Origin of the sequence: Agromyces cavernae, from assembly GCF_021044935.1 — a bacterium.
GTDB classification, from domain to species: domain Bacteria; phylum Actinomycetota; class Actinomycetes; order Actinomycetales; family Microbacteriaceae; genus Agromyces; species Agromyces cavernae.
On the sequence record NZ_JAJNMP010000002.1, the window covers coordinates 201,365 to 227,283 of the forward strand.

General features: G+C 68.0%; 25 protein-coding genes. 16 read left to right on the top strand and 9 right to left on the bottom strand.

The features are described from left to right. Positions 1 to 36 precede the first annotated feature (36 nt). Positions 37 to 1,338, bottom strand: coding sequence for an ROK family transcriptional regulator (locus tag LQ757_RS07020; RefSeq protein ID WP_231046512.1), 1,302 nt, complete (start codon positions 1,336 to 1,338; stop codon positions 37 to 39). A gap of 32 nt (positions 1,339 to 1,370) precedes the next feature. On the opposite strand from LQ757_RS07020, the gene LQ757_RS07025 reads away from it, so the two are divergent. From LQ757_RS07025 to LQ757_RS07045, 5 genes are all read left to right on the top strand, one after another. Further along, positions 1,371 to 2,675: an ABC transporter substrate-binding protein gene (locus tag LQ757_RS07025; RefSeq protein WP_231046513.1), complete on the top strand. Its 1,305-nt coding sequence runs from the start codon at positions 1,371 to 1,373 to the stop codon at positions 2,673 to 2,675. A gap of 57 nt (positions 2,676 to 2,732) precedes the next feature. Then, positions 2,733 to 3,671, top strand: coding sequence for a carbohydrate ABC transporter permease (locus tag LQ757_RS07030; protein WP_231046514.1), 939 nt, complete (start codon positions 2,733 to 2,735; stop codon positions 3,669 to 3,671). Further along, the gene (locus LQ757_RS07035; protein ID WP_231046515.1) at positions 3,668 to 4,579 is read left to right on the top strand and encodes a carbohydrate ABC transporter permease; all 912 of its coding nucleotides are present in this window, start codon (positions 3,668 to 3,670) and stop codon (positions 4,577 to 4,579) included. Before LQ757_RS07030 ends, LQ757_RS07035 begins: the two co-directional genes overlap by 4 nt. Beyond that, complete coding sequence (locus tag LQ757_RS07040; protein ID WP_231046516.1) at positions 4,576 to 6,306, top strand: glycoside hydrolase family 13 protein; 1,731 nt, start codon at positions 4,576 to 4,578, stop codon at positions 6,304 to 6,306. The genes LQ757_RS07035 and LQ757_RS07040 overlap by 4 nt, the downstream gene beginning before the upstream one ends. A gap of 127 nt (positions 6,307 to 6,433) precedes the next feature. After that, complete coding sequence (locus tag LQ757_RS07045; protein ID WP_231046517.1) at positions 6,434 to 9,673, top strand: family 49 glycosyl hydrolase; 3,240 nt, start codon at positions 6,434 to 6,436, stop codon at positions 9,671 to 9,673. 62 nt (positions 9,674 to 9,735) lie between these two features. On the opposite strand, the gene LQ757_RS07050 is transcribed toward LQ757_RS07045, so the two are convergent. The 4 genes from LQ757_RS07050 to LQ757_RS07065 form a co-directional block, all read right to left on the bottom strand. Then, positions 9,736 to 10,383: a response regulator gene (locus LQ757_RS07050; protein ID WP_231046518.1), complete on the bottom strand. Its 648-nt coding sequence runs from the start codon at positions 10,381 to 10,383 to the stop codon at positions 9,736 to 9,738. Continuing rightward, a complete protein-coding gene (locus tag LQ757_RS07055; protein WP_231046519.1) occupies positions 10,380 to 11,555 on the bottom strand; it encodes a sensor histidine kinase in 1,176 nt (391 codons plus the stop codon). The genes LQ757_RS07050 and LQ757_RS07055 overlap by 4 nt, the downstream gene beginning before the upstream one ends. A 7-nt stretch (positions 11,556 to 11,562) precedes the next feature. Next, positions 11,563 to 12,477, bottom strand: coding sequence for a hypothetical protein (locus tag LQ757_RS07060; RefSeq protein WP_231046520.1), 915 nt, complete (start codon positions 12,475 to 12,477; stop codon positions 11,563 to 11,565). 183 nt (positions 12,478 to 12,660) lie between these two features. Further along, the gene (locus LQ757_RS07065) at positions 12,661 to 13,110 is read right to left on the bottom strand and encodes a MarR family winged helix-turn-helix transcriptional regulator (protein ID WP_231046521.1); all 450 of its coding nucleotides are present in this window, start codon (positions 13,108 to 13,110) and stop codon (positions 12,661 to 12,663) included. A gap of 37 nt (positions 13,111 to 13,147) precedes the next feature. Here LQ757_RS07065 and LQ757_RS07070 point away from each other — a divergent pair, with 37 nt between their 5' ends. Beyond that, positions 13,148 to 13,567: a winged helix DNA-binding protein gene (locus tag LQ757_RS07070; protein ID WP_231046522.1), complete on the top strand. Its 420-nt coding sequence runs from the start codon at positions 13,148 to 13,150 to the stop codon at positions 13,565 to 13,567. 152 nt (positions 13,568 to 13,719) lie between these two features. On the opposite strand, the gene LQ757_RS07075 is transcribed toward LQ757_RS07070, so the two are convergent. Continuing rightward, positions 13,720 to 14,460, bottom strand: a complete 741-nt coding sequence (locus LQ757_RS07075; protein ID WP_231046523.1) for a cytochrome c biogenesis CcdA family protein — start codon at positions 14,458 to 14,460, stop codon at positions 13,720 to 13,722. A gap of 52 nt (positions 14,461 to 14,512) precedes the next feature. Continuing rightward, positions 14,513 to 15,013: a thioredoxin family protein gene (locus LQ757_RS07080; RefSeq protein ID WP_231046524.1), complete on the bottom strand. Its 501-nt coding sequence runs from the start codon at positions 15,011 to 15,013 to the stop codon at positions 14,513 to 14,515. Between the two features lie 190 nt (positions 15,014 to 15,203). Between LQ757_RS07080 and LQ757_RS07085 the strand changes: the two genes are divergently transcribed. Continuing rightward, positions 15,204 to 16,001, top strand: a complete 798-nt coding sequence (locus LQ757_RS07085; RefSeq protein ID WP_231046525.1) for an MTAP family purine nucleoside phosphorylase — start codon at positions 15,204 to 15,206, stop codon at positions 15,999 to 16,001. Beyond that, positions 15,998 to 17,038, top strand: a complete 1,041-nt coding sequence (locus LQ757_RS07090) for an NAD-dependent epimerase/dehydratase family protein (protein ID WP_231046526.1) — start codon at positions 15,998 to 16,000, stop codon at positions 17,036 to 17,038. Before LQ757_RS07085 ends, LQ757_RS07090 begins: the two co-directional genes overlap by 4 nt. Positions 17,039 to 17,061: 23 nt before the next feature. Here the strand turns inward: LQ757_RS07090 and LQ757_RS07095 are convergent, their stop codons facing one another. Beyond that, entirely contained in the window at positions 17,062 to 18,207 is a 1,146-nt protein-coding gene (locus LQ757_RS07095) for a sensor histidine kinase (RefSeq protein WP_231046527.1), read from the bottom strand. Next, positions 18,194 to 18,943: a response regulator transcription factor gene (locus LQ757_RS07100; RefSeq protein ID WP_231046528.1), complete on the bottom strand. Its 750-nt coding sequence runs from the start codon at positions 18,941 to 18,943 to the stop codon at positions 18,194 to 18,196. The genes LQ757_RS07095 and LQ757_RS07100 overlap by 14 nt, the downstream gene beginning before the upstream one ends. A 106-nt stretch (positions 18,944 to 19,049) precedes the next feature. Between LQ757_RS07100 and LQ757_RS07105 the strand changes: the two genes are divergently transcribed. The 8 genes from LQ757_RS07105 (at position 19,050) to LQ757_RS07140 (ending at position 25,885) form a co-directional block, all read left to right on the top strand. Then, positions 19,050 to 19,718 (top strand): glycosyltransferase family 2 protein, encoded by a 669-nt coding sequence (locus tag LQ757_RS07105; RefSeq protein WP_231046529.1) that lies wholly within the window; start codon positions 19,050 to 19,052, stop codon positions 19,716 to 19,718. Further along, positions 19,715 to 20,362 carry a TIGR04282 family arsenosugar biosynthesis glycosyltransferase gene (locus tag LQ757_RS07110; RefSeq protein ID WP_231046530.1) on the top strand — a complete coding sequence of 216 codons (648 nt, stop codon included), beginning with the start codon at positions 19,715 to 19,717 and terminating at the stop codon, positions 20,360 to 20,362. The genes LQ757_RS07105 and LQ757_RS07110 overlap by 4 nt, the downstream gene beginning before the upstream one ends. Positions 20,363 to 20,456: 94 nt before the next feature. After that, the gene (locus LQ757_RS07115; RefSeq protein WP_231046531.1) at positions 20,457 to 21,824 is read left to right on the top strand and encodes a hypothetical protein; all 1,368 of its coding nucleotides are present in this window, start codon (positions 20,457 to 20,459) and stop codon (positions 21,822 to 21,824) included. A gap of 96 nt (positions 21,825 to 21,920) precedes the next feature. After that, positions 21,921 to 22,457 (top strand): TQO small subunit DoxD, encoded by a 537-nt coding sequence (locus LQ757_RS07120; protein ID WP_231046532.1) that lies wholly within the window; start codon positions 21,921 to 21,923, stop codon positions 22,455 to 22,457. After that, entirely contained in the window at positions 22,454 to 22,882 is a 429-nt protein-coding gene (locus tag LQ757_RS07125) for an Rv1678 family membrane protein (RefSeq protein ID WP_231046533.1), read from the top strand. The genes LQ757_RS07120 and LQ757_RS07125 overlap by 4 nt, the downstream gene beginning before the upstream one ends. Next, positions 22,882 to 24,051 (top strand): Rv1679 family acyl-CoA dehydrogenase, encoded by a 1,170-nt coding sequence (gene fadE16, locus LQ757_RS07130; protein WP_231046534.1) that lies wholly within the window; start codon positions 22,882 to 22,884, stop codon positions 24,049 to 24,051. The genes LQ757_RS07125 and fadE16 overlap by 1 nt, the downstream gene beginning before the upstream one ends. After that, positions 24,048 to 24,872 (top strand): Rv1680 family SBP-like protein, encoded by an 825-nt coding sequence (locus LQ757_RS07135; RefSeq protein ID WP_231046535.1) that lies wholly within the window; start codon positions 24,048 to 24,050, stop codon positions 24,870 to 24,872. The genes fadE16 and LQ757_RS07135 overlap by 4 nt, the downstream gene beginning before the upstream one ends. Beyond that, positions 24,866 to 25,885 carry an Rv1681 family radical SAM protein gene (locus tag LQ757_RS07140; RefSeq protein WP_231046536.1) on the top strand — a complete coding sequence of 340 codons (1,020 nt, stop codon included), beginning with the start codon at positions 24,866 to 24,868 and terminating at the stop codon, positions 25,883 to 25,885. Before LQ757_RS07135 ends, LQ757_RS07140 begins: the two co-directional genes overlap by 7 nt. Positions 25,886 to 25,919 lie beyond the last annotated feature (34 nt).

Here is a 25,919-nt window from a genome sequence, read left to right on the forward strand (position 1 = left end):
CTCATGCGGATAGCTGCTGTCCGTATCCTGAGGCGCTTACGCAGTCCTCATCCGACCGGTGCCGGATGCTCTGCTCGCGCCTGTCGCGCCGAGTACGAAGGACTGGATCGCCAAGGCTGCGGCGCCGCGGCACCATTCCGCGTTGTCGCCGTCGGTGTAGATGATCGGTGGGGTGCGCGCGAGCGGGTTGCGGTGCTCACTGAGGCTTTGCGTCATGTCGACTTGCGCGAGTACTGCCAGTCGCACTCCCTCGCCCCCGATGATCAGGTGCTGGGGGAGTGTCAGGTTGCAGATCGCGGCGGTCAGGATGCCGAGGCCGCGGCCGGCTTCTCGGACGATCTGGATGGCTGCGGGTTGGCCGTTCTCGGCGGCGTCGAGGACGTCGTCGAAGGAGAGCTCTCGGCCGACTGCGATCGAAGCGCGCCTCGCGATCGAGTCCGAGTTGAGCAGACTGGCGGCGCACCCGCGGTGGCCTTCCTCGCACAGTGGTCCCGTGGGATCGAGTGGCCAGTGTCCGACGAGTCCGAGTCCGTAGTCCTCGTCGACGATGAGTCCGCCGTTGGCGACGAGGCCGAAACCGGTACCGATCCCGAGCGTGATCACGGCGAAGCGGTCATCATTGCGACCTGCGCCGAACCAGCGTTCGTACTCGGTGAAGGCGATCACGTCGTTGTCGACGTGCGTCGGGAATCCGGTCCGCTCGGTGACGAGCTCGGCGAGCGGTACGTCGGACCAGCCGAGAAAGCGAGCTGACATGACGTGGCTGCGGTTGTGGACGCGGCCTCCGAGACCGATGCCGACTCCGCCGACCGCAAATCCGTCCCGGAGCAGGTCGATCAGCTCGACCAGGGTGCCCACGACCTCGTCGGGGGTTCGGCCCGGCAGGGGCACTGTCAGTTGATCGAGTACTCGCCCCCTCAAATCAGTGAGTGCGCCGACTGCTTCGTCCTCGCGGAGCTTGATTCCGACGAAGAGCCTTGAGGTCGGCTCGATATCCAGGAGTCGGGTCGGGCGACCGACGCGGCCGTCGTTGTGCTCGCCGATGTCGACGATGAGTCCTTGCTCGATCAGCGGGGCGGTCAGGCGGCTCAGGGAGCCGGCCGACATCTGCATGCGTCGTGCGAGCTCGGCACGCGAGATCGGTCCATGGCGCAGCACTTCGATCGCCACGGGCAACGATGCGTCGAGGCGGTCCGTCCAAGCAGGTGTAGCGGCCATCGAGGTCAACTCTATCCGGTCATTAGGTGCACTGCGCATCAAATCCAAGGCGAAATCATTCGTAATGTCAGAACTTGACGCCGTAATAGTTCTGCCGTAAACATAATCCAGCCCGATCACCGGGTGGCCATATCCCGACCAATGGAGTTCACGTGTCAGCACGCAATCACAGCGCAGCGCGTCGCCGGCTTCTCGCCACCGCGGCTCTCGCCGCTGCTGCAACCCTCAGCTTCGCCGGATGCACCACCAGCGGGACATCCGACAATCAGACCCTGAAGGTCTGGTGGTGGGAGAACGACGACAGCGCCCTCTCGACTGCTTGGAATACGGCAATCGAGATCTTCGAAGCGGAGCACCCCGGCGTCACCGTCGAGTTCGAGCTCAAGACCTACGAGCAGATGCAGCAGTCCGGTCAGCTCATCTTGGACTCCAATGAAGCCCCGGACGTGCTCGAGTACCTGAAGGGCAACGCCACCGCAGGCGTCGTCTCGAACGCGGGCCTGCTCACCGATCTCACGGATGTCGCTGAGGAGCGCGGCTGGGATCTGGAGAACACCGCCCAGGATGTCGGTCTCTACGAGAACGGCCTGATGGGTTCGGGCAACCGCTATGGCGTGACCAACTACGGCGAGTACGTCTCCGTCTGGTACAACGCGGATGCGTTCGCCCAGCACGGACTCGAGGCGCCGACCACTCTCGAGGAGCTCGAGTCGGTCATGCAGACCTTCGTCGACAACGGGATCACCCCGCTCGCGCTCGGCTCGGCCGACTACCCCGGCCCGCACCTGCTGTACGCGCTCGCCCTCGCCGAGATGAACGACGAGTCGCTCGCCGCGTACCAGCAGTTCACCGGTGACGTGGACTGGCAGGCGTGGGAAGACGCAGCCACCCGGATGGCCGACTGGGTCGCGAAGGGGTACATCGCCGCCGACTCCACGGGGATCCCGGCACAGGACGCCGGCAACGCGTTCGTCGCCGGGCAATACCCGCTGTTCTACTCCGGCACCTGGTGGGCGGGCAGCTTCGTCAACGACATCAGCGACGTCGCCTACGACCAGTTCCTCTTCCCCGGCAACGACCTGCACCCCGGCTCGGGCGGCAACCTCTGGGTCGTCCCCGAGAAGGCGAAGAACAAGGACCTGGCCTACGACTTCATCGAGACCACGCTGCGCCCCGAGGTGCAGAACGAACTCGGCGACCTCGGCGGCGTTCCCGTGGCCGCAGATACCGACGCCGTCACGACCGACATCGGAGAGCTCACCATCACCCGATTCGACGAGCTTCTCGAGAGCACTGACGGTGGCCTCGCCTGGTACCCGGACTGGCCGGTTGCCGGACTGAACGACATCCTCGTCCAGAACGTCACCGACCTCGTCCAGGGCAACACCACCCCCACCCAAGCGGTCGAGAACCTCAAGACCGCCTACGACCAGGGCAAGGCCGACGCCGGGTTCTGATCCCCGACCGCAGGGCGGCGGCGGCGCGCCGCCGCCCTGTGACCACGAAAGAACACCATGACCCAACTCAGTGTCCAACGCCCCAACGCACGGCCCAACCGCGGGGAACGCCCCGGCGGGTATTACTGGTACATCGTCCCGGGAGCGGTCGGCTTCATCGCCATCGTCCTGCTCCCATTCGCGATGAACATCTGGTACAGCCTCACCCGGTGGAGCGGCGTGGGCATCCCGCAGTTCATCGGCCTGGAGAACTACGCACGGCTGTTCGTGGACCAGACATTCTGGGCGTCATTCCTGCACAGCGCAGCGTTCATCGTCGCCATGGCGATCATCCCAACCGCGTTCGGCGTCTTCATCGCCGCGGTCCTGTTCGACTACATCTCGCCCCGATTCGGCACACGGATCGCCTCATTCCTCCGCGCAACGTTCTACCTGCCGCAGATCCTCCCGATCGCTGTGGCCGGCGTGCTCTGGAGCTGGATGTACCAGCCCCAGTACGGCATCATCAACACCATCCTCCGCAACGTCGGGATGGGCGATCTCGCACAGAACTGGCTCGGCGACTCAGACTTCGCCATCTACGCGGTCATGAACGTGCTCATCTGGCTCCGGATCGGGTACACCGTCGTCATCTTCATGGCCGGGCTCTCACGCGTCGACCCGGCGCTCCACGAGGCAGCGGAGATCGACGGCGCCGGATGGTTCCAGCGCTTCCGCGCGATCACGCTGAACCAGCTGCGGCCCGAGATCGCCGTGGTCCTGATCACCACCTCCGTCGCCGCTCTGAAGGTCTTCGCGCCGATCTTCGTGCTCACCGGCGGCGGGCCTGGCACTGCCACCATCGTGCCGGCCTACTTCTCCTTCACGAACTTCTTCACCACCAACCGCGTCGGGTACGGCGCAGCGATCGCGACCGTCCTCGCGGTGCTCGTGACCGTCATCGCCGTCGCGCTCCTGCGCTACCAGACCCGCAACACCGAAGGGTTCGAGAAATGACCATCGACACCGCAGTGCGCGAGGAAGTGATCCCCGCTCAGACGGTCCGACCCGCGCCGAGCGGACGCCGCCGAAACGCACGCGCACACCGCGGCGTCAGCGGCTGGGCAGTCCTCGCACTTCTGGTGGTCGCCGCGCTCCTGATGCTCTTCCCGTTCTGGGTCGCAATCGTGAACGCCTTCAAACCGCCAGCCGACTACATCGCCGACGGACCGATCTCGATCCCCACCCAACTCGACTTCACCGCGCTCGTCGATTTCTGGAACGGCGTCAACTTCAACCAGAAACTCCTGAACAGCCTCATCGTCAGTGGCAGCGTCGCGATCCTCGCCGCCGCGCTGAGTCTTCTCAGCGCGTTCGCGATCGGCATCGGACGCATCCGTGGGCGGGTGTGGGTCCTCGCCGTGTTCATGGTGGCGTTCACGATCCCGCAGGAGGCGCTGGTCTACCCCCTGTTCGTCCTCTCCCGCGACCTGTACCTCTACGACACCCTGGCCGGCGTGATCATCATCCTCGCGGTACTGCAGTCCGCGTTCGGAACCTACATGCTCTCCTCAGTGCTCGGGGCGTTCCCGCTCGAAGTGCTCGAAGCGGCCAGACTCGACGGCGCCACCCGGTTCCAAACCCTCCGCCTCATCGTGTTCCCGCTGACCCGGCCGACACTCGCGGTGCTGATCACGTTCTTCTTCATCTGGACGTGGAACGACTTCTTCCTCCCGCTCGTGATGCTCCCATCGGCCGGCAACCAGACCGTCTCGGTCGCACTCGGCGCGCTCAGCGGGCAGTACACCAGCGATCCCACGGCCCTCGCCGCCGCGTCGCTGGCAGGCATCCTGCCCGCCATCGTGTTCTTCCTCATCTTCCAGCGCACGCTCATGCGCGGCGTGAACCTAGGAGCCATCAAGTGACCACCCTCCAGCCTGCGACCAGACACGCCAGCCTCCGCGCCGGCGACGAGTGGTGGAAAGCCGCCGTCGTCTACCAGGTCTACCCCCGCAGCTTCGCCGACTCCAACGGCGACGGAATCGGCGACATCCCCGGCATCATCGAACATCTCGACCACCTCGAAGACCTCGGAATCGATGTCGTCTGGCTCTCACCGGTGTACGCCTCACCACACGATGACAACGGGTACGACATCAGCGACTACTACGCCGTCGACCCGAGCTTCGGGACCCTCGAGGACCTCGACGAGCTCATCGTCGGGCTGCACGCCCGCGGAATGAAACTCGTCATGGACCTCGTCGTCAACCACACTTCCGACGAGCACGGCTGGTTCCGCCAGTCAGCCTCGAGTCGAGACAACCCCAAGCGGGACTGGTACATCTGGCGCGACCCTCGCGACGGCGCCGAACCCAACAACTGGGGCTCGTTCTTCTCCGGGCCGACCTGGACCCTCGACGAGACGAGCGGGCAGTACTACCTCCACTTGTTCTCCAGCAAGCAACCCGACCTGAACTGGGAGAACCCGGACGTGCGTTCCGCGATCTACCAGATGATGAACTGGTGGCTCGATCGAGGCGTCGACGGCTTCCGGATGGATGTCATCAGCTTCATCTCGAAGCACCCCGACCTTCCGGACGGGAGGGTCAACGAGGGCGCTTCGTATGCCGACGGCATCGACTTCTACGGCTCCGGGCCGCGAGTCCACGACTACCTCCAAGAGATGCACCGCGAGGTGTTCGCCGGGCGTGACGCCGAGCTGATGACTGTCGGCGAGATGATCGACGCGACCCCGGAGAAGGCCCGGCTGTACACCGACTCGACGCGGCACGAGCTCAACATGATCTTCCACTTCGAGCACGTCGGTCTCGACCACGGGCCGGGCGGAAAGTTCGCCCCGAAGCCCCTCCAGCTCGTCGAGCTCAAACAGTCCTTCGCCCGGTGGCAGCGTGAGCTCGCCGACGTCGGCTGGAACAGCCTCTACTGGAACAACCACGATCAGCCCCGCGTGGTGTCTCGCTTCGGCAACGACACCGACTACTGGTACGAGTCCGCGACCGCCCTCGCCACGGTGCTGCACCTGATGCGAGGCACGCCGTACGTCTACCAAGGCGAAGAGCTCGGCATGACGAACATGCCGTTCTCGTCCATTGATCAGTTCCGGGACATCGAGAGCCTGAACTACTACCGGGAGGCGACCGTCGCCGGCGGTCGCGCCCAAGCTGCCGAGGTGCTCGCCGGCATCGCTCGCGGAGGCCGTGACAACGCGCGAACCCCGATGCAGTGGAGCAGCGACCCGAACGCCGGATTCACCGCGGGCGAACCGTGGATCCCCGTGAACCCGAACCACGCGGACATCAACGCCGCAGCTCAGCGCGACGGGAACCGGTCCGTCTTCGCCTGGTATCGCGGGCTCATCAATCTGCGCCACACCGAGCCGGTCGTGATCGACGGAGCATTCGATCTGCTGCTCCCGGAGCATCCGCAGCTCTTCGCGTACACCCGGACGAACGAGGACACCGCCCTGCTGGTCGTGGCGAACTGCTCCAATGATTCCGCGCCGCTGGACGCCGCCCTGGTCACCGCCTGGGGCAGCGCCGAGACGATCCTCGCCAACAACGTCGGCGACCGCCGACTCCCGCTGCTCATGCTGCCGTGGGAGGTGATCGTCCTCAAGCGGATCACCGGCTGAGCCATCGCCGGCTCCGGCTGAGCGAGCGCCGGCTCCGGCTGGACGCTGCTGGCATCGACACAACGAAGTGTATGGCCCGACGCGGGCTGTCTTGAGGGCACCGCCCTCACGAACGAGAGGAGCCGCAATGCCCAGAGCAGTGCTGCGACATGTAGCCAGAACGATCACCCTCGCGACCGCCACCATCCTGGTCGCCACCTCCAGCGCAGTCGTTCCCGCGAGCGCAGAGGAGGATCACCTCATCGCCGAGGCCGCGCCGTCAGTAGCAGAGATCTCCACCGCGACGACGGCCGAGCTGACCACGTGGTGGCACGAGAACAGCGTGGCCGACCCCAGCGCCGCCGTCGCCGACGACGCGGTCCGACGTTCGGCCTTCTACGATGTCAACGTCGCGACCACCACCGCACCCGACATCAGCTACGACTCGTTCAGCTACATGAGCCTGCCCCGCGGCGGAAAGGGCAAAGCCGGCTACACCGAAGAAGACGGCGCCGAATACGCCGCATCCGCCGGCCTCAGCATGAGTTGGTCGAGCTTCGAATACGCCACGGACGTGTGGGTCGACGTCAGCATGAAGACCGGGCAGGAAATCAGCTCGGTCGACCAGGTCACGATCCGGCCGACCGACCTCGGCCTTGAAACCAAGCTCGTCGACCCCACGACGGTTCGCGTCAAGGTGCCATACAGCCCCGACGGGTACCGATTCTCCGTCGAGTTCGATCCGCAACAGCACACCACATACAGCAACCTCGCCGGCGGCAGCGGACAGCTCACCACCGAGGCAGAGGGCAACCGTGCCATCCACACGGAACCCAAGAACTCCATGCTCATCTTCGCCAACCCGAAGCCCGTCGAGGCCGAGACCGAACGGCTCATCCCCACCGAGCAGTCCGGAACCATCCACCGCCCGCAGCCGGGCCTGGTCAACAACCTCAGCGACATCACCGAAGAGATCATCTACTTCGCCCCCGGCACCTACTACATGGGTTCCGACCATCACGCGGTCCTCCCCGAGAACGTCAGATGGGTGTACCTCGCACCCGGCGCTTACGTGAAAGGCGCCTTCCGGTTCTTCCACGACACTCAGAGCCGGTACAAGGTCACCGGTCTGGGAGTGCTCTCGGGCGAGCAGTACGTCTACGAGGCGGACACCACCAACGGGTACCAGCACAACGTCAATGACAACTGCCACGTGACCTGCGTGAAGATGCTCCAGTTCGAATCCTCCGACGCGGAGCAGATCCTCGACCTCCAGGGCATCACGATCAACGAGCCTCCGTACCATTCCTTCGTCGTCTACGCGCATGAAGGCACCACGGAGGTGAGCGTTGACCGCTTCCACATGGACGTGGAGAACTACAAGCAGGTCGGCAGTTGGTACTGGCAGACCGACGGCATCGAGCTCTACAGCGGTAGCACCATGAAGAACACGTTCTTCCACGCCAACGACGACGTGCTCAAGATGTACCACAGCGACGTCACCATCGAGAACACCGTGATCTGGAAGAACGAGAACGGCCCCGTCATCCAATGGGGATGGACCCCGCGCAACATCGACGGCGTCAGCGTCACCAACACAGACATCATCCATAACCGCATGTACTGGAAGGACGTCAAGTACAACACCTGCATCTTCAACTCGTCATCGCACTGGCAGGACATGGGCGCGAACGACCGCGCGGATCCGAGCACGACGGTGAAGAACATGCGTTTCGTCGATACGAGGGTCGAAGGGATGACGAACTGCGCCATCCGCGTCTTCGCCCTCTCGGACACCGAGAACATCGACATCGACGGCCTCGAAATCGAAGCATGGAACGAGCTCGACATGGACGCTCAGGCCAGCCTCCTCAAGCGCTACACGGACACCTCTGGCACCAAGGTCACCATCGGGAACGAGATGACCGAGCACAACGGCATCTCCCTGCACAACTACACCGTCGGCGGAACCGCGATCCTCCGAGCCGGCGACAACTGGGCCTCCGACGAGCTGGGCCGGTTGAACTTCGACGGCGACACTTGGGACAGCTGGAACGTCTGGAGCGACGACGAGCCCACCGGGCAGGCGCCCACCCTGCACCTTGAGAACCTCGCCGACGGCTCCACCTCCACCGCGCGCGAGATCCACGTGACCGGTACCACTGATGCGCCGAACGTGACCGTGTCAGTCAACGGCACCAAGACGACGGTCCCCGTCGTTGAGGGCCGCTTCGACGCGCCGGCCACGCTCCCCGCGATCTCCAACCGCATCGTCGTCACCGCAACGGCATCAACCGGTGTGATGGCCGTCGAACGCAGGACCCTCTACGCGTTCGGCACGAAGATCGGCGCCGTGTCGGACCCAGTGGGCGACGACGATGGTCCGGGAAGCTACGTCTACCCGACCGATGGCGCGTTCAACCCGGGCAGCCTCGACCTCACCGGCCTCGAGGTCTACCGCGACGGGGAGACCGTCCGCTTCCTCACCTCCACTGCCGGGGTCATCAACAACCCCTGGGGCGGAAACGGCATGAGCACCCAGCGAGTCAACATCTACCTCAGCGACCGAAGCGCGCGCACCACCAGCCCCCTCCTGCCCGGAACGAACACGTCGGTCAACGGCCCCTGGAAGTACGCGATCGTCGCCGACGGTCGATACGACAGCTCCCGATTCGGTAGCGGCGTGTACACCGCCGACCTCACTCGCGCCGCAGACGCGCAACTGCAGGTGATCCCTTCCGGAATGATCGTCAGCTCCATCCCCGCCAGCGCACTCTCAGGGATCGATCTGCAACAGGCCGGGTACCAGGTCTCGATGTACAGCGATGCGGAAGACGGCGAAGGCATCGGCAACGTCCGACCCGTCTACAGCGCCGCCTGCTGGCAAGGCGATGGCTGCCCGAGCTTCGTCGGCCAATACCGGCTCGGTGGCGGCGCCGGAGACTGGACGGACGTCGGCGAGGCCAAGGACACCGACGCCACCGATTCAAACGCCATCGACATCATCTCGGGCGACGCCCCGCAGTCAACGGTGATGGACTGGACTCTAGGACCGGTCGTGGTGCCCTATGTCACCTTGGACACCGCAGAGGCGGCGATCGACGTTTCCCTCAGCGTCACCGGCAACAAGGTCCGAGGATCGCAGGTGCTGACGATCACGGCGCAGAACAGCGGCGAGACTCCGGTCGCTCTCAGCGTGACGACCCCATATGGCGCCATTCGCATCGGAGAACTCGCGGCCGGCACGAGCAAGGACTACACGATCGATACCCATCTGCGCCGACTCCCAGCGTTCACCGTCGAGGTGACCGCCACCGCGCCGGACGGAACCGCACGCACCTACGACGTGCGGTACGCCGGCTCAGGCTACCCGTCGGACCGTCGGTAGAGAGATGGTCGGCGGCCGCGTCGGCAGCGCCGACCACCGCAGCCCGCGCTCAGTCGACGAGATCAGGGAGCGAGTCCGTTCCGGTATGCCCAGATGACGATCTGAACTCGGTCGCGGAGGTGCAGTTTGGCGAGGATGCGGCCGACGTGGGTCTTCACCGTAGCCTCGGCCAGGAAGACGGCAGACGCGATCTCCGCGTTGCCGAGCCCCCGTGCCACGAGCCTCGCGACCTCGAGTTCGCGTTCGGTGAGTGCCGCCTCGGCGGCGACGCGTCGGCCGGGGTCGGGCAGGACCGGGAGCATCAGCTCGATGAGACGGCTCGTGGTCGACGGGGAGAGCACCGCGTCGCCGCGGTGCACGGTGCGGATCGCGGTGGCGAGCTCATCGACGGAGGCGTCCTTCAGGAGGAATCCGGATGCCCCGGCGCGCAACGCCGCGAAGACGTACTCGTCGGCGTCGAACGTCGTCAGCACGAGCACTCGGGTGTCGGCGTGACGTTCGAGGATCCGGTGGGTGGCGTCGATGCCGTCGAGCTGGGGCATCCGGATGTCCATCAGCACGACATCGGGTCTGGTCCGGCTCGCTTCGCGCACGGCGTCTGCGCCGGTCGCGGCCTCGCCGACGACCTCCATGTCGGGCTGTGCGTCGACGCTCGCCACGGCGCCCGCGCGCACCAGTGCCTGGTCGTCGACGGCCAGGACGCGGATCATCCGGCGTGCCCGGAGTGCAGGGGTGTTCTCGCGGTGATGGTGAACCCATCGTGGCCGGTGTACTCGGCCGTCAACGTGCCGTCGACCGCGCGCAGTCGTTCGCTCATGCCCCGTAATCCCATTCCGGGCCCGATGGTCTCGGCCTGCGGGCGCCCGAGCACACGATCGTTCGCCACGGTCACGGCCAGGTCGTCATCGCTCCACCGCATCGAGAGGTCGATGGCAGCACCGGCGTGCGCATGCTTCGTCACGTTGGTCAACGCCTCCTGCACGAAGCGGTAGACGGACACCTGCGCGGGAACTCCGAGCGGCCTCGGCGTGCCCTCCGTCGTGTACGTGACGTCGGCGCCGAGTGCGCGCACCTGCTCGATCAGCGCGGGGAGCTCCGCGAGCGTCGGTTGCGGGCGCGGTGTGGCATCGTCGCGAAGCAGTCGGAGCATGACCCTGATCTCGTGAAGTGAATTGCGCGCGGTCTCCTCGATCGTCGTGAGTGCGGGCGCTCGCCGCGACTCGTTGAAACGAGCCACCCTCGCCTGCCCGATGATGACGGCCAGCGAATGGGCGAGGATGTCGTGCATGTCGCGCGAGACCCGGGCGCGCTCCTCGAATGCGGCGAGCGCCTCGCGCTGCTCCCTTTCGCGCCGTTCGCCCTCCGCGCGCTCCTCCGCGACGCGGGTTGCGTGCACCTGGGCGCGTCGCAGGCGTCCCATCGTCCACGAGCACGTCACGACGGCCGCGAAGAGGAGGAACAGCAACCACGGCGACGGCCCGAATCCCGACCCGATGACGCTCGCATCCGCGGCGTAGCGACCGGCCGCGATGGCTGCACCGACGAGCCCGACCGCGATGGCCGGCCAGTTTGCGCCCGTCGCGACGCCGTACGCCGCCGCGGAGTAGAGCGCGATCGGGAACACGAGTGTCGAGGGCAGCACGAAGAACAGGCCCGTCACAGCGACTTGGCCACCGACCGCGGCCGCGACGACGACCAGCACGGTCAACGGTCGGGAGCGGCGCCAGGGCAACGCCAAGTGTGCGACGAGCGCGAGTGCCATCACGACCCATGCGGCGAGGCCGGTGAGCGACGTGAACGCGACAACCGCAGTGAGGGGGAGCAGCGTGAGCGCGGCGGCAGCGGCGATAAGCAGGTCGGCGCGAGTCGGTGTCGTGGTCATGAAGCCCTCATCTCGCGGTCGCCCCCTCGGTTCGTGTCGCTGCCTGACCGCGGAGCGACGGATGCCCGTCCATGAAGCGGAGCGTCGCGGCGAGCACTGCCACTCCGAGCATGAGCCATGTGCCGTAGACGCACAACACCATCAACGTCGCTTCGCCGTTCGCGAACTCGACGGAGCCGGTCGAGACGCCCGTCATCTGAGCGATCAGCCCGAAGACCATGAGGAATCCCATGCTGAGCAGGGCAGCCGACCCGAGCCACCCGCCCACGATGAGCAGCCACCCAGGCACCACGGGCTTCCGTGACGAGGCGAGCAGCAGCACCAGGACCAGGGCTGCGCCGAAGGCGAGCAGTTCCAGTGCGGGGAACGGCGCGTGGGCGCCGGGCGTGTGGCTCGAGACATCCTGCATCCACAACCAGAGCTTCAGCAGCGGATAAGGGAGGGTGAATGCGACAGCCAACCAGACCAGCGCCGTCCCCGCCCGCGTGGAGTGGCCGGAAGCGACCTGCGTCCTCCCCGCCCGCAACCGCCAGGTCCAGGCGACAGTGGCGACCGCGGCGAGCAGATTCACGCCACGTGCGATCGCCCCCGGCCAGTCGACGGTCGCGAAATCTCCCGCCGGAATGCCCGTCACCAAGAAGAACGCCCGGAATCCGTCGAGGATCGCACCGCCTGACGCGCCGAAGAAGAACACCGCTGCGGCCCAGCCGAGAATGGTCGCGGTTCGGGTGCCGCGCATGGAATGCGACGCGTTGACCGACGCGAGCAGGAGGCCCGCGGCGATGAACGTGACCCAGCGCGGCGGGAAGATGAGTGCGTACGCTTCGGTCGTGCCGATCAGGAGAGCCGTTGACGAGGCGACGATGGCGAGCGTCGACACTCCGATCACGAGTGCGAGGGTGCCGAGCGGTTTCGATGTCATGTGCCAAGCATCGGCGGATGACCCGCGCCGCACATCCACCGCGGGTCGCGACACTGTCCGACCTGGGTCTCGGACGCCCACGTTGGCGTACCGGCTAACCGGCGTTTGCCCCAGGCATTGCTCGTCGCCGTCCGCAGACGTCCCGACCAGCGTCAGGATCAGCAGAGATCACTCGCTGTGTCTTCATCCGACACGGCTCAGCAGTGTGACAAGCGTCGCGACTTCGTCGTCGGTCAGACGTCCGAAGACATCGTGTTGGATGTTCGTCATCACCTCGGCCAGCCGGTGAGACGCCTCGTGGCCGGTGGAGGTGAGCGAGACCAAGATTCTACGGCCGTGGCTCGGGTCCTTGGCGCGCAACACGAGGCCACGCTCCTCGAGCGAACGCACGGTGTTGGTGACGTCACCACGATCGAGCGCCGTTGCCCGAGCGAGGTCGGACTGGCTCAGCGACTCCGCGATCGCGGCGAGTGCGGCAATGCATCGGTACTGGTAGCCGGTGAATCCCTCGGCAGCCAAGGCGTGGTGCAGTCGCTGATGTGATCGAGCTGCAGCAGAACTCAGTATCCACGTTGGGAGCGGCTCCATCGCATTCTTCACCCAAAAGCCTTTCGTTGGTACCACCAACAACATAGTGTGTTGGTAACACCAAGATTACAAGGAGGAACTCGTGCCCACCAGATCTCTTCCCACTGTCATCGGTCCTACCGAAAACGCGCTCCGCGCGCTCTTGACCGCCACCCTGTCGACGACCCGGATCGATGGGTATGTCGCCTGGGTCGTACTGAACGCCGTCAGTCGCGCCCAGAGCGGCGACTGGCGACCCGCTACCGCCAAGGCATTGAAGGTCCCGCAGTCAGTTGTCGATGACGTCGCGGAGCGCCTCGAAAGGGACGGTCTGCTCACCGGCGCCGGCGTGCTGACAGACGACGGCACGCGGGAGCTGGAAGCCGCGCGCTCCGCCGTCGCCCGGGCCACGTCGCGCGTGGTTGCCGGAATCGACGACGCCGATCAGGAGCAGGCGCGCCGAACGCTTGACCAGATCCGCCGCAACGCGGAGGCGGAGCTGATGAAACTGTCGACAGGGTGACGCTCACAGGATGGCATTCGTGCGCGCCGGCGCGGCGGTATCGAGCCCGATGACGGTAGCCAGATCGGCTGACCCGAATGGATTGTCCGACCCGGTCGGTGACTTGGTCCGCGACCGGGGAGTTGGTGAAGACCGTCGCGAAGAGGAAGCTCTCACCCTCCGCCGATCAACTCCTCGAGGCCGGCGATCGGGTCGTAGAGCCCCGCGTCGAGGATCCACGTCTGCAGCTGCTTGTCGAACCCGGTGATGACGGCCAGGCCGACGACCACGAAGATGGCGCCGATCACCTTGCGGAACCAGCCGCCGGGGTTCGCGAGCCAGCCGAGGCGGCGCACGAGGCCGCGGCCGAGCAGGGCGATGAGGAGCAGCATCGCGGCGAGCCCGACCGCGTACGCGATGACGTAGATCACTCCTTCGGCGAATGAGACGGGCAGCACTGCGGCGATGATGAGCGCGTAGGTGGGGCTGCAGCTCGAGAACACGGGCCCGAGGGCTGCGCCGGTGAGGATGTCACCCATCGTGCTCTGCCGCGACACCGAACGGTCGAGGAACTCGCCGCTGCGTGCCTGCAGCCGGAGCGCTGTCGAGAGGCGATCCCATAACGCGGGGAAGAGCAGGTCCACGCCGAGCAGGATGATGATGCCGCCCGACACGAGTTGCCACACCTGCGGCGGCACACCGAGCAGCGCAGTGGTGGCCTTGAGCAGCAGGGTGAAGGCCACCACGCTCACCGCGAGGGACGCGGCGATGACGTACGGCCGCCGGCGTGCCCGGCGCTCGTCGCCGCCCCCCACGATCGCACCGCCCACGATGACGGGCAGGAGCGGCAACACGCACGGTGCCGCGACGGTCAGGACGCCCGCGGCGAGGCTCAGTACGAGGGAGGGAGTCATGGGCGCGTGGCGCTTCGGTCGGTATCGGCGGTCGAGTTGCGGCGCGTCAGGTTCACGGGATCGCCGCGACGAGCGACGCGATCGACGGGTCGTCGTAGAGCACGGTGCGCGAGATCAGCTCTCCCCGGTCGTCGACGAACACGACGGTGGTCTGCAGTGTCACGCCGTACTTCTGGCGCAGGTCGGTGCGGTTGTCGTAGTCGACCTTGAACACCGTGAGGCCGTCGGGCGCGCCCTGGGTGCGGAGCTCCTCGTCGAGCTGGCGGCACTTCGGACACCAGGTCGCGTGGAAGAACAGAACCTTCGGCCCGGCGGTGGACTCGATCGCCCCATCGGTGTAATCGAGATAGGCGCCCTCCGAGGGCGCGAGCGGCGCGACGGATGAACCGGCCTCCGCGTCCGCGCGTGGTGTCGGGATCTCCGGGGTCGCGCTCGGAGTGCTGATCCGATCGCTCGAACCGGGGGGCGCGGCATCCGTCGGTTGGGTCGCACACCCGGTGAGTGCGAGTGCGGATGCGAGCAGCGCGGCCGCGCCCCTTCTGCGTGCGTGCATCGTGCCTCGTCCGATCTGCGGGGATCCGCCCCGCTCACACCCACGCTAACCAGGGCGCCGAGGGCCGGGTGATGCGAGAGATTACGGATTGCTGACGTCGGGAACCCCTCACGAACCGGAGGCAGCGCCCGTCATGGGATCGTAAGGATCTCCCGCCCGGCGCGCGACCCGAGCGCGGCATGGTGGAGTGATGGTGGACATCGTGGGCGTGATCGGCGGCACCGGCGTGGGCGAGCTCGTCGTCGGCGGCGAGATGCGCGACATTCCGACGCCATTCGGTTCGGTGATCGTCACCGTGGGCGAGCTCGCCGGACGGCGCGTCGCGTTCCTGCCCCGGCACGGCGCAGGCCACACGATCGCGCCCCATCTCATCAACGCACGCGCCAACCTGTGGGCGCTCGCGAGCCTGGGTGTGCGCGCAGTGGTCTCGACAGCCGCCGTCGGGTCGCTCAGGCCGGGGTTTCCGACCGAGTCGTTCGCGCTCGCCGACCAGCTCGTCGACCGCACGGCCGGGCGGGCCGACACGTTCTTCGACGGCGGACTCGTGCGGCATCTGCCGTTCGCCGAGCCGTTCTGCCCGGTGCTGCGATCGCTCGCGATCGATGTACTGCCGGATGCCGCGCCGCGGGCGACCGTCGCCGTGATCCAAGGGCCGAGGTTCTCGACCGCGGCCGAGTCGCGCATCTTCCGCGAGTCGGGCATCGACCTCGTGAACATGTCGCTGTGCCCAGAAGTCGCGCTCGCCGCCGAGATCGGGATCGGCACCGTCACGATGTGCATCGTCACAGACACCGACAGCGGCACCTCCGCCGGCGATCCCGACGCGGTCACCGCCGAGCTCGTCTTCCGCCGGCTCGCCGCGGTGAAGCCGCGCATCGTGGCGGCGATCGAGGGCATCGTCGCGGCTGTGCCGAGCCGGTACATGCCGCGGCCACTCATGGATGACGAGGCGGTCGCGGCGCTCCGAGCGCTGCGGGTGGCGCGATGACCCTGCTCGTCACGGGCGGCGCCGGGTTCATCGGCGGAACGATCGTGAAGCTCGCAGTGGCGCGCGGCCACGACGTGCGGGTTCTCGATTCGCTGCGCGACGACGTGCACCGCGTGGAACCGAAGCCGATCGACGGTGTCCAGTTCCTGCGCGGCGACATCCGTGATCCCGACACGCTCGACCGGGCGCTGCGGGGCGTCGAGATCGTCTGCCACCAGGCCGCGAAGGTCGGCCTCGGCGTCGATCTCTCGGACGCACCCGACTACGCCTCGACGAACGTCACCGGTACTGCGGAGCTCGTCGCCGCGATGGGCCGAGCCGGCGTGATTCGGCTCGTGCTCGCGTCATCGATGGTCGTGTACGGCGAGGGCGCGTATCGCGACGCGATCGGACGCCGTCGCCGACCGGCCGCCCGCGCTTCACGCGACCTCGACGCCGGCCGGTTCGAGCCGCGCGACCCCGACTCCGGCGAACCGCTCACGCCCGACCTCATCGACGAGGACGACGCGCTCGACCCCCGCAACATCTACGCGCTCACGAAGCTCGCGCAGGAGCACCTCGCGGCGACGTGGGCCCGCACGGCCGCCGGAACGGCGGCGATGCTGCGCTACCACAACGTCTACGGCCCCGGTATGCCGCGCAACACCCCGTATGCCGGGGTTGCAGCCCTGTTCCGCTCGGCGATCGAGCGGGGCGAGGGGCCGCGCGTCTTCGAAGACGGCCGGCAGCGGCGCGACTTCGTGCACGTCACGGATGTCGCGAGCGCGAACCTCGCGGCGATCGATTGGCTGCCCGCGCAGGCACCCGGCACCGTGCGTGCCTTCAACGTTGGATCCGGCACGGTCACCACGGTCGGCGAGGTCGCCGAAGGCCTCGCGCGGGTCATGCGCGGGCCGGCGCCAGTCGTCACCGGCGAGTACCGCCTCGGCGACGTGCGGCACATCACCGCGTCCTCCGCACGTGCCCGCGCGGAACTCGGCTGGCAGGCAGCGGTGCCCCTCGAGGACGGGCTCCGCGAGTTCGCCACCGCTCGCTGACCGTCGCGGCACCGGCCGACGCCTCAGGCGCTGAGCGACGCATCGCGTGGGAGCAGCAGGTCGAAGCGGCATCCGCCGGGTACGTTGCGCACCGCGACCTCGCCGCGGTGCGCGCTCATGATGCCCTTGACGATCGCGAGGCCGAGCCCGGCGCCGCTCGAGGAGCCCTCGCGCATCGACGGCGTGCGGGCCTTCGACCCGCGCCACGCCGGCTCGAACACGCGGTCGAGGTCGTCCTCGTCGATTCCGCCGCCCGCGTCGATCACCGACACCATCGCCCGGTCCTCGACGAGGTCGACGGCGACCGTGATCGGCGAGCCCTCGGGCGTGTGCTGGATCGCGTTCATGAGCAGGTTCCCGATCGCGCGGGAGAGCTCCCGGGGGTCGGCCGTCACGATGAGGTCCTGCGCGAGCGGTGCCTCGACGCGGATGTCGCGACCGCGGGACGCGGGTCGCAGGTCGGCGACCGTGTCGCTCACGACGTCGTAGAGCGACACCTCCTTGAGCGAGAGGTGCAGCGCGTCGGAGTCGATCTTCGACAGCTCGAAGAGGTCGTCGACCATGCTCGAGAGCTGGTCGACTCGGATGCGCATCTGGCGGTGGTACCGGGCGGGGTCTGGCGCGATGCCGTCCTCGAGGGCCTCGGCCATCGCCCGGATGCCGGCGAGCGGGGTGCGCAGGTCGTGCGAGATCCACGCGACGAGCTCGCGGCGGGAGCTCTCGATGCGCTGCTCGCGCTCGCGGGACTCGGCGAGCTTCGCGCTCGTCGCGACGAGTTCGTCGGCGAGGGCATTGAGCTCGCTGTTCGAGTACCGGCCGGCCGACTCGAGACGCTCGCCCGCGCCGATCCGCCGCGCCGCGAGCGACAGCGCACGTGAGTTGCGCGCGACGAGCCAGCCGAGCACGGCGACGAGCACGAGCGACACGACGCCCGAGATGGCCGCGACGGCCACCGCGACCGTGAGGTCGTGTTCGGAGAGGTACATCGCGTTGGCGACGCCGACCATGCTCGCGACGACCGACGCGATCGCGGCGAGCACGAGCACGCAGACCTGCACGATGAGCGATGCACGCCGCAGCAGCAGCAGCGCGACGACACCGAGCCCGCCGACGATCGCGGTGGTGCCGAGCGTGATCGAGGCGACCGCGACAAGATCAGACCACGGCATTCGGAACACCATCCATCGTGAATCGGTAGCCGACGCCCCAGACGGTCGTCAGCATGGTCGGCGAGCGTGGGTCGCGTTCGATCTTCTCCCGCAGCCGGCGCACGTGCACCGTGACGGTTGAGAGGTCGCCGTATGTCCAACCCCAGACCGTTCGCAGCAGGTCCTCGCGGCTGAAGACCTGGTTCGGGTGCTTGAGGAGGAATTCGAACAGGTCGAACTCACGGACCGTGAGCGACAGCTCGACGCCCGCCCGGGCCGCAATGCGAGCGGACGGGTCGAGGCGGAACTCGCCGTACTCGAGCACGGACTCGGGTGTGAACTCTCCGATCGAGCGGCGCAGCACCGACTGCACGCGCAGCACGAGCTCGCGCGGGGAGAACGGCTTCGCGAGATAGTCGTCTGCACCCGCCTCGAGGCCCGCGATGCGCTCATCCTCTGAGCCGAGGGCCGTCAGCAGGATGACCGGGGTCGACATGCGTTCGCGCAGCCGCCGGAACACCTCGAGGCCGTCGATGCCGGGCAACATCCGGTCGAGCACGATGAGATCCGGCGCGAAACGCTCCGCGGCCTGCAGAGCCGCGAAACCGTCACCGGCCTCCTCGACGACGAAGCCGCCGGCGCGCAGGTAACTCGACGCGACCTCGGCGACCGTCGGGTCGTCGTCGACGAGCAGCACTCGCCGGCCGACGAGGTCTTCGTTGCCGGTCGAAGATGGAGCAGCGGCGGACACGTTCACAGACTACGACCGCTTCGTCGGCGCGGCTCCTGACCCGGGGCATCCGTTCGCGTTCCGTAAGACTTGCCCGGCGCCCCGCGCCGCCGGGGTGACCTAACGTCGAACCATGCCGGTAGTCCGCGTCGACCTGGTGCTTCCGTGCCTCGATGAGGAACGGGCATTGCCGTGGGTGCTCGGCCGGCTGCCGGTCGGAGTCCGGGCTATCGTCGTCGACAACGGCTGCACCGATCGTTCGGCGGAGATCGCGGGGGAGTTCGGCGCGCTCGTCGTCACCGAGGCGCGGCGCGGCTTCGGCGCGGCCGCCCATGCGGGCCTCGAAGCGGCGGATGCCCCGATCGTCGCGTTCTGCGACGCCGACGCGTCGCTCGATCCCGCCGATCTCCCGCGCCTCGTGACGCTCCTCGAGCATGGCGGTGCCGATCTCGTGCTCGGGAGGCGCCGGCCGACGACGCGCGACGCGTGGCCGCTGCACGCCCGTGTGGCGAACCGGGTCCTCGCCGCCCGGATGTCGCAACGAACCGGCACCCGGATGTATGACCTCGGCCCGCTCAGGGTTGCGCGCACCGCTGACCTGCGGGCGCTGGGTCTCCGCGACCGGCGCAGCGGGTACCCGCTCGAGATGGTGCTGCGCGCCGCGGCCGCCGGATGGTCGATTCGCGAGGTCGACGTCTCCTATGCGCCGCGAGCGGGCCGATCGAAGGTCACGGGCACCCTGCGGGGCACGGTCACGGCGGTCGCCGACATGTCGCGGGTCTTCGCGGAGGTGTCGCGATGACCGTGGTCGTCGTCATCGCGAAGGAGTGCCTGCCGGGGCGGGTGAAGACGCGCCTGAGTCCGCCGTTCTCGCCGGCTGAGGCCGCGCGGCTCGCGCAAGCAAGCCTCCACGACACCTTCGCGACCGTCGCGTCGCTGCCGGCCTCGCGGCGGGTGCTCTACTTCGACGGATCGCACGTGCCGGCCGCTGCACTCAGCTCAGGGTTCGAGGTGCTGGCGCAGGTCGGCGGCGGGCTCGACGTACGTCTCGCACACCTCTTCGACCTGCTTGCGGAGCCGACCCTGCTCGTCGGCATGGACACCCCGCAGTTGGGCGCCACCGATGTCGCCGCGGCCCTCGAGTCGCTCACACAAGGCGGCGACCACGAGGTGGACTGCTGGTTCGGCCCAGCGGCCGACGGCGGGTTCTGGGCGCTCGGCATGCGAGACCCGCGCGGCGACCTCGTCCGCGGGGTGCCGATGTCGCGTGACGACACGGGGGCGCGGCAGCTTCACCGGCTCGAGGAGGCGGGTCTCTCGGTGGGGACGCTGCCCGTGCTCACCGACCTCGACACCGTGGCCGATGCATTCCTCATCGCCGCGACCGCACCCGACTCGCGGTTCGCGCGCGAGTTCCGCCGGCTCACGGTGGGGCAACCGTCATGAACGTGCCGGCCGTCGCCCATTGGGAGGCGTCGCGGCGTCAGTTCGTGCGGGCGGTGCCGTCGTCGGCCGCACCAGCCGAGCCATGAGGCGGGGCATGACCACCGAGCCGGTGCCGGCGAGCCCGACGCCGGCCGGACGGCCGGGGCGGAGCCCCGCGCCGTGGATCGGGCTTGGGATCGCCGTCGCGCTCGTCGTGCTCGCGATCACCATTCCGGTGCTGTTCGGCCAGAGCGTGCACGTCAAGTCGTTCCCGCCGCTGCACGCGGAGTGGATGCCTCGACTCGGACCCGGCACACTGCCGGCTCTCGTACTCGCGGTGCTTGCGGCGGTCTCCGGCGTCGACGCGGCCGCGCGGGCGCCGTGGCGAGCACTCCTCGCCGGGAGCTTCGTCGTCGGGGTGGCCTGGCTCGCAAGCCTCGCGACCGTCGACGGACTCGACGGGATCGGGGTCATCCTCGACACGCAGTACGAGTACCTCGACACGGCGCGCGCCGTCACCGACTTCCCCGCGACGTTGCGCGAGTACGTGTCGCGCATCCCGCTCGACTCCGACGGCAACTGGCCCGTGCACCTCGCCGGCCACCCGCCTGGCGCCCTGCTCTTCTTCGTCGTTCTCGTTCGACTCGGGCTCGGCGACGGTCTCGCCGCCGGATTGGTCGTCCTGCTGGTGGCGGCCACGACGCCCGTCGCGGTGCTCCTTCTCCTCCGCCGGCTCGGCGCGGAGCAGTTGGCGCGGCGGGCGGCGCCGTTCCTCGTGATGGGTTCGGCGGCGATCTGGATGGCGGTCTCGGCCGACGGCATGTTCGGTGCGGTCGCGGCGTGGGGGCTCTGCGCGCTCGCATTCTCGGCGACCGCGGCGACGTGGCGTGCGACTGCGGGGTGGGGAATCGGGGCGGGGCTGCTGCTCGGCTACTGCGTCATGCTCTCGTACGGGCTCCCACTCCTCGGCATCCTCGCCATCGCCGTGCTCCTCCTCGCCCGCAACTGGCGGCCCTTGCCCTGGGTGGTCGCGGCAGCCGTCACCGTGGTGCTCACGTTCGCGGTGTTCGGCTTCGTATGGTGGGAGGCGTACCCGGTGCTCGTCGAGCGGTACTGGGACGGCGTCGCGAGCCGCCGCCCGTTCACCTACTGGGCCTGGGGCAACCTCGGTGCCCTCGCCGTGAGCGCGGGGCCCATGGTCGGTGCGGCGGTCGCGATGGCCGTGCAGCGCGGCATTCGGCCGGGCATGCTGCTCACCGGGGAACGAGTCATCGTGCTGATCACCCTCGCCGGCACCCTCACGGTGCTCGTCGCCGATCTCTCGCAGATGAGCAAGGCCGAGGTCGAGCGCATCTGGCTGCCGTTCGTTCCCTGGATGCTGCTCGGCACGGCGCTGCTCTCCGAACGCTGGCGACGCATCGGATTCGCAGGGCAGCTCGGATTCGCGCTCGTCGTGCAGCACCTGCTCTTCACCGGGTGGTGAAGAGGGCGCGCGCACGCCGTCGTCAGCACTTCGTAATGATTCGCCATTGCCGCACCACCACCCCGTGCGTTGACTGAAAACCGGAGAGGCCAGGCGATGACGATTGCGATCCACGATCCGCCGGCAGGCCCGCTGGCGTCGGGGCTGTCGCGAGGGCTACTGGCTGCCGTGCGCATCGGCGTGGCAGTGATGTGGATCCAGAACGTGGCGTGGAAGCGTCCGCCCGACTTCGGCCGGGCGGACGACAACGGCCTCTTCTTCTGGGCCGGCCGAGCGGTCGAGTTCCCGGTGTTCCCGCCGTACTCGGCGTTCGTCGAGGTGCTCGTCCTGCCCCACATCGAGGTCGCCGGATGGATCATCCTCCTGGTCGAGGGCGGTTTGGGGGCCTTCTTGCTCATCGGCCTCGCGACGCGCTTCTGGGCGGCGGTCGGGTTCGCGCAGACGCTCGCGATCACCGTTTCCGTGCTGAACGCGCCGCACGAGTGGCACTGGTCGTACTACCTGATGCTCCTCGCGCACCTCGCGATCTTCGCGACGGCGGCGGGACGCTGGTTCGGACTCGACGGAGTGCTGCGCCCGGCCTGGTCACGATCATCCGGGTCACTGGCGCGAGCGATGGTGCGGCTCTCGTGAACGGCGAAGCTCTCGTGTACGAAGAACGCGCACGCTACGACCGCGCGGCGATCGCCCTGGGCACCGGAAGCCTCGTCGCGTCGGTGTTCGTGTTCGGCGCGGCTGCGCCCACGCCGATCGACTTCGCGCACGTCGGCCTCGGTGGCGCGATCGTGCTCGCCGTGCTCGGCGTCGTCGGAATCCTGGGCGGCGCGCTGCACCGCGGCATCCTGACCCTGATAGCAGGCGGCGGGCTCACGATCGCCGCGCTCGTGCAGCTCGCCACGCTGCAGCTCTCACCACGGCTGCTCGGCGGCGACGCGTCGTTGATGTCGCTCCTCGGTGCGTTCGGCATCGGTCTGCTCGCCGTGGGCGTCGCCCGCCGCTCCGCCGCATCCACGCCGTCGGGCACGACCTCGACTCTCGACAGAAGGGGAGGACCCTGATGGATCTCCACGACCGACTCGATCCGGTGCTCGTGATCGCGTCCGAGCACGCCTACGACGTCGACCAGCGGGGCCGGTTCCCCGACGAGGCGGTGGCCGCGCTCCGCGATTCAGGCCTGCTGGGTCTCACCCTGCCTTCGGAGCACGGCGGACTCGGCGGTGGCCCACAGGACTTCGTCGACGTGATGAGCGCCGTCGCGGGCGCGTGCGGGTCGACCGCGATGATCTACCTGATGCATGTGTCCGCTTCGATGCCTCTCGCGACTGCCACCCCACCCGGAATCCCCGGCCTCCTCGGAGACCTCGCATCAGGCCGAGTCCTCGCGTCGCTCGCCTTGTCCGAGGCGGGATCCCGCTCGCACTTCTGGGCACCGGTCTCGCAACCCGCTGACGACGGCACCGGACTGCACGTCACGGCGAAGAAGAGCTGGGTCACGTCCGCAGGACATGCCGACTTGTACGTCATCTCGACGAAGACGCCGGATGCCTCGGGTGTCGATCTCTACGCGATCCCGGCCGACACCCCAGGCGTTGCCGTCGACTCCCTGTTCTCGGGGATGGGACTGCGGGGCAACGCCTCGAGCCCGATGACCTTCGATGTCAAGCTCCCCGTGCATCTGAGACTCGGAGACAGCCGAGCGGGTACCGACCTCATGCTCGGCGTGGTGCTGCCCTGGTTCAACCTCGGCAACTCCGCAGTCTCGCTCGGGCTGAGCCGCGCTGCCGTGGATGCCGCCATCCGGCACACCGCAGGTGCGCGGTTCGAGCATCTCGATCAGAGCCTGTCGGCGCTGCCCACGATCCGCGCCCAGCTCGCCAAGATGTCGATCGACCTCGCGACCGCATCTGCATACCTCGACAGGGCGGCGAGCCGCGTGGCCGAGACCGCAGACGACACGCCGCTGTTCGTGCTGGGCAGCAAGGCCGCTGCGAACGACACCGCGCTGCGCATCACCGACGCGGCCATGCGCGTATGCGGCGGCGCGGCGTTCTCACAGCACCTGCAGCTCGACCGGTACTTCCGCGATGCTCGTGCCGGCCACGTGATGGCGCCGACCGCAGACGCGCTCTACGAGTTCTACGGCCGGGCGATCACCGGCCGGCCGCTCTTCGACCCACCGGCCGAAACCGCACCGGCAACGATGGCCGGCTCTGGAGTGGCGCCGTGATCCCCGCCTCGACCGTCCCGCGCCTGATCGGATCGGTCGCGTATTCCCCGAACGTCGTGACCGTATGGGAGGGCATGCGCGCCTATTTCACCGGCACGGACACCCCGATCGACTTCGTGCTGTTCTCGAACTACGGCCGGCTCGTCGACGCGCTCATCGGGGGAACGGTCGACCTGGCGTGGAACACGAACCTCGCCTACGTGCGCACGCTCCTCCAGACGAAAGGCGCCTGCCGGGCGCTTGCGTCGCGTGACACGGACGTCGTCTTCCAGAGCGTGTTCGTGTCGCGCGCCGGCACCGGGTTCGACGGGCTCGAGGCGGTGCGGGGGCGCCGCCTGGCGCTCGGTTCACGGGACTCCGCGCAGGCGGCGATCCTTCCCTTGCAGTACCTGCACGAGGCCGGCATCGGCGACGACGACGTCACGCTCATGCGCATCGACAGCGACGTCGGCAAGCACGGCGACACCGGTCGCAGCGAGCTCGACGCCCTGCGCGCGGTGCTCGACGACCGGGCGGATGCCGCCGCCATCGGCGTCAACACCTGGCAGGCCATCACCCGAGGCGAGATCATGACCGGTGCGATCGAGTCGTTCTGGATGTCGCCCGAGTACAGTCACTGCACCTTCACCGCTCTGCCGGCGCTGTCGACTGAGTGGGCCGAGGCATGGCTCGCAGACCTGTTCGCGATGGACTGGGAGAACCCGGATCATCGCGCCATCCTCGAGTTGGAGGGGCTCCGCCGCTGGGTGCCGCCGAACCTCGACGGTTACGGCAGCCTCATCGCCGCCGTCGCAGAACAAGGAATTCCCGACCGATGGTGAACCACGGCCTCGTGCTCGATCTCATCGATCGGCTCGGTCGCATACCAGCCGGGTCGACCGTCACGCTCGACGTCATGTCAGGCACTGCCGATGCCGGGGAGATCGCCGATAACATCGACATGATCGCGACCTGGTGCCGGGCGAGCGGCAACGCACTCGTCGAGTCGCGGCACGACGCGGTCGTCGTACGCCACGGTCGCAGCCCCGACACCCTTGCCGGTCTCCACCCCGACCAGGTCCCGGGCACTCGACTCTGGATGTACACGAACTTCGATTGCAACCTGCACTGCGACTACTGCTGCGTGAGTTCCTCACCTCAGGCCGACCGCCGGGCGCTGGGCGCCGACCGCGTCGCACGGCTTGCCGAGGAGGCGGAACCGGCCGGCGTACGTCAGCTGATCCTCACGGGCGGCGAGCCCTTCCTCTTGCCCGACATCGACGAACTCGTCGCCTCCTGCACCGCACACCTGCCGACGACGCTGCTGACGAACGGCATGCTCTTCCGTGGAGCTCGTCTCGAGCGGCTCCGCCGGATGGACCGCGAGCGACTCACCCTGCAGATCAGCCTCGACTCCGCGACACCCGAGCAGCACGACGCGCACCGCGGACCTCACTCATGGGAGCGCGCGGTCGCCGGCATCGGGCTGGCGCTCGACGAGGGCTTCGACGTGAAGGTCGCGGCCACGCTCCCGGCCGAGCAGACGCACGAGGTCGCCCCGTTCAAGGCGTTCCTCGGAACGCTCGGCATCCGCCCCGAAAACCAGGTGATCCGCGCGGTCGCTCACCAGGGTGCAGCTCACGACGGTATCGAGCTCACGGTCGAATCCCTCATCCCGGAGGTCACGATCACCGCGGACGGGGTGTGGTGGCATCCGGTCTCCGCGACCGATGCGTCGCAGTTCGTACGGCGGGAGATCTTCCCGCTCGCCGACGCCATCGCCGACGTGCGGCGGCGTTTCGTGCGACACCGCGAGGCGGCCGATCGGGCCGCCGACTGGTTCCCCTGCTCCTGACGATCACGATGAGACCTGATGCGCGCAAACGCGG

Coding starts and splice junctions, on each gene's coding strand:
- LQ757_RS07030 (WP_231046514.1), top strand. CDS start 2,733: ATGACCCAACTCAGTGTCCAACGCCCCAACGCACGGCCCAACCGCGGG.
- LQ757_RS07035 (WP_231046515.1), top strand. CDS start 3,668: ATGACCATCGACACCGCAGTGCGCGAGGAAGTGATCCCCGCTCAGACG.
- LQ757_RS07045 (WP_231046517.1), top strand. CDS start 6,434: ATGCCCAGAGCAGTGCTGCGACATGTAGCCAGAACGATCACCCTCGCG.
- LQ757_RS07050 (WP_231046518.1), bottom strand. CDS start 10,383: ATGATCCGCGTCCTGGCCGTCGACGACCAGGCACTGGTGCGCGCGGGC.
- LQ757_RS07055 (WP_231046519.1), bottom strand. CDS start 11,555: ATGACCACGACACCGACTCGCGCCGACCTGCTTATCGCCGCTGCCGCC.
- LQ757_RS07060 (WP_231046520.1), bottom strand. CDS start 12,477: ATGACATCGAAACCGCTCGGCACCCTCGCACTCGTGATCGGAGTGTCG.
- LQ757_RS07065 (WP_231046521.1), bottom strand. CDS start 13,110: ATGTTGTTGGTGGTACCAACGAAAGGCTTTTGGGTGAAGAATGCGATG.
- LQ757_RS07075 (WP_231046523.1), bottom strand. CDS start 14,460: ATGACTCCCTCCCTCGTACTGAGCCTCGCCGCGGGCGTCCTGACCGTC.
- LQ757_RS07080 (WP_231046524.1), bottom strand. CDS start 15,013: ATGCACGCACGCAGAAGGGGCGCGGCCGCGCTGCTCGCATCCGCACTC.
- LQ757_RS07085 (WP_231046525.1), top strand. CDS start 15,204: ATGGTGGACATCGTGGGCGTGATCGGCGGCACCGGCGTGGGCGAGCTC.
- LQ757_RS07090 (WP_231046526.1), top strand. CDS start 15,998: ATGACCCTGCTCGTCACGGGCGGCGCCGGGTTCATCGGCGGAACGATC.
- LQ757_RS07095 (WP_231046527.1), bottom strand. CDS start 18,207: ATGCCGTGGTCTGATCTTGTCGCGGTCGCCTCGATCACGCTCGGCACC.
- LQ757_RS07105 (WP_231046529.1), top strand. CDS start 19,050: ATGCCGGTAGTCCGCGTCGACCTGGTGCTTCCGTGCCTCGATGAGGAA.
- LQ757_RS07110 (WP_231046530.1), top strand. CDS start 19,715: ATGACCGTGGTCGTCGTCATCGCGAAGGAGTGCCTGCCGGGGCGGGTG.
- LQ757_RS07115 (WP_231046531.1), top strand. CDS start 20,457: ATGACCACCGAGCCGGTGCCGGCGAGCCCGACGCCGGCCGGACGGCCG.
- LQ757_RS07120 (WP_231046532.1), top strand. CDS start 21,921: ATGACGATTGCGATCCACGATCCGCCGGCAGGCCCGCTGGCGTCGGGG.
- fadE16 (WP_231046534.1), top strand. CDS start 22,882: ATGGATCTCCACGACCGACTCGATCCGGTGCTCGTGATCGCGTCCGAG.
- LQ757_RS07140 (WP_231046536.1), top strand. CDS start 24,866: ATGGTGAACCACGGCCTCGTGCTCGATCTCATCGATCGGCTCGGTCGC.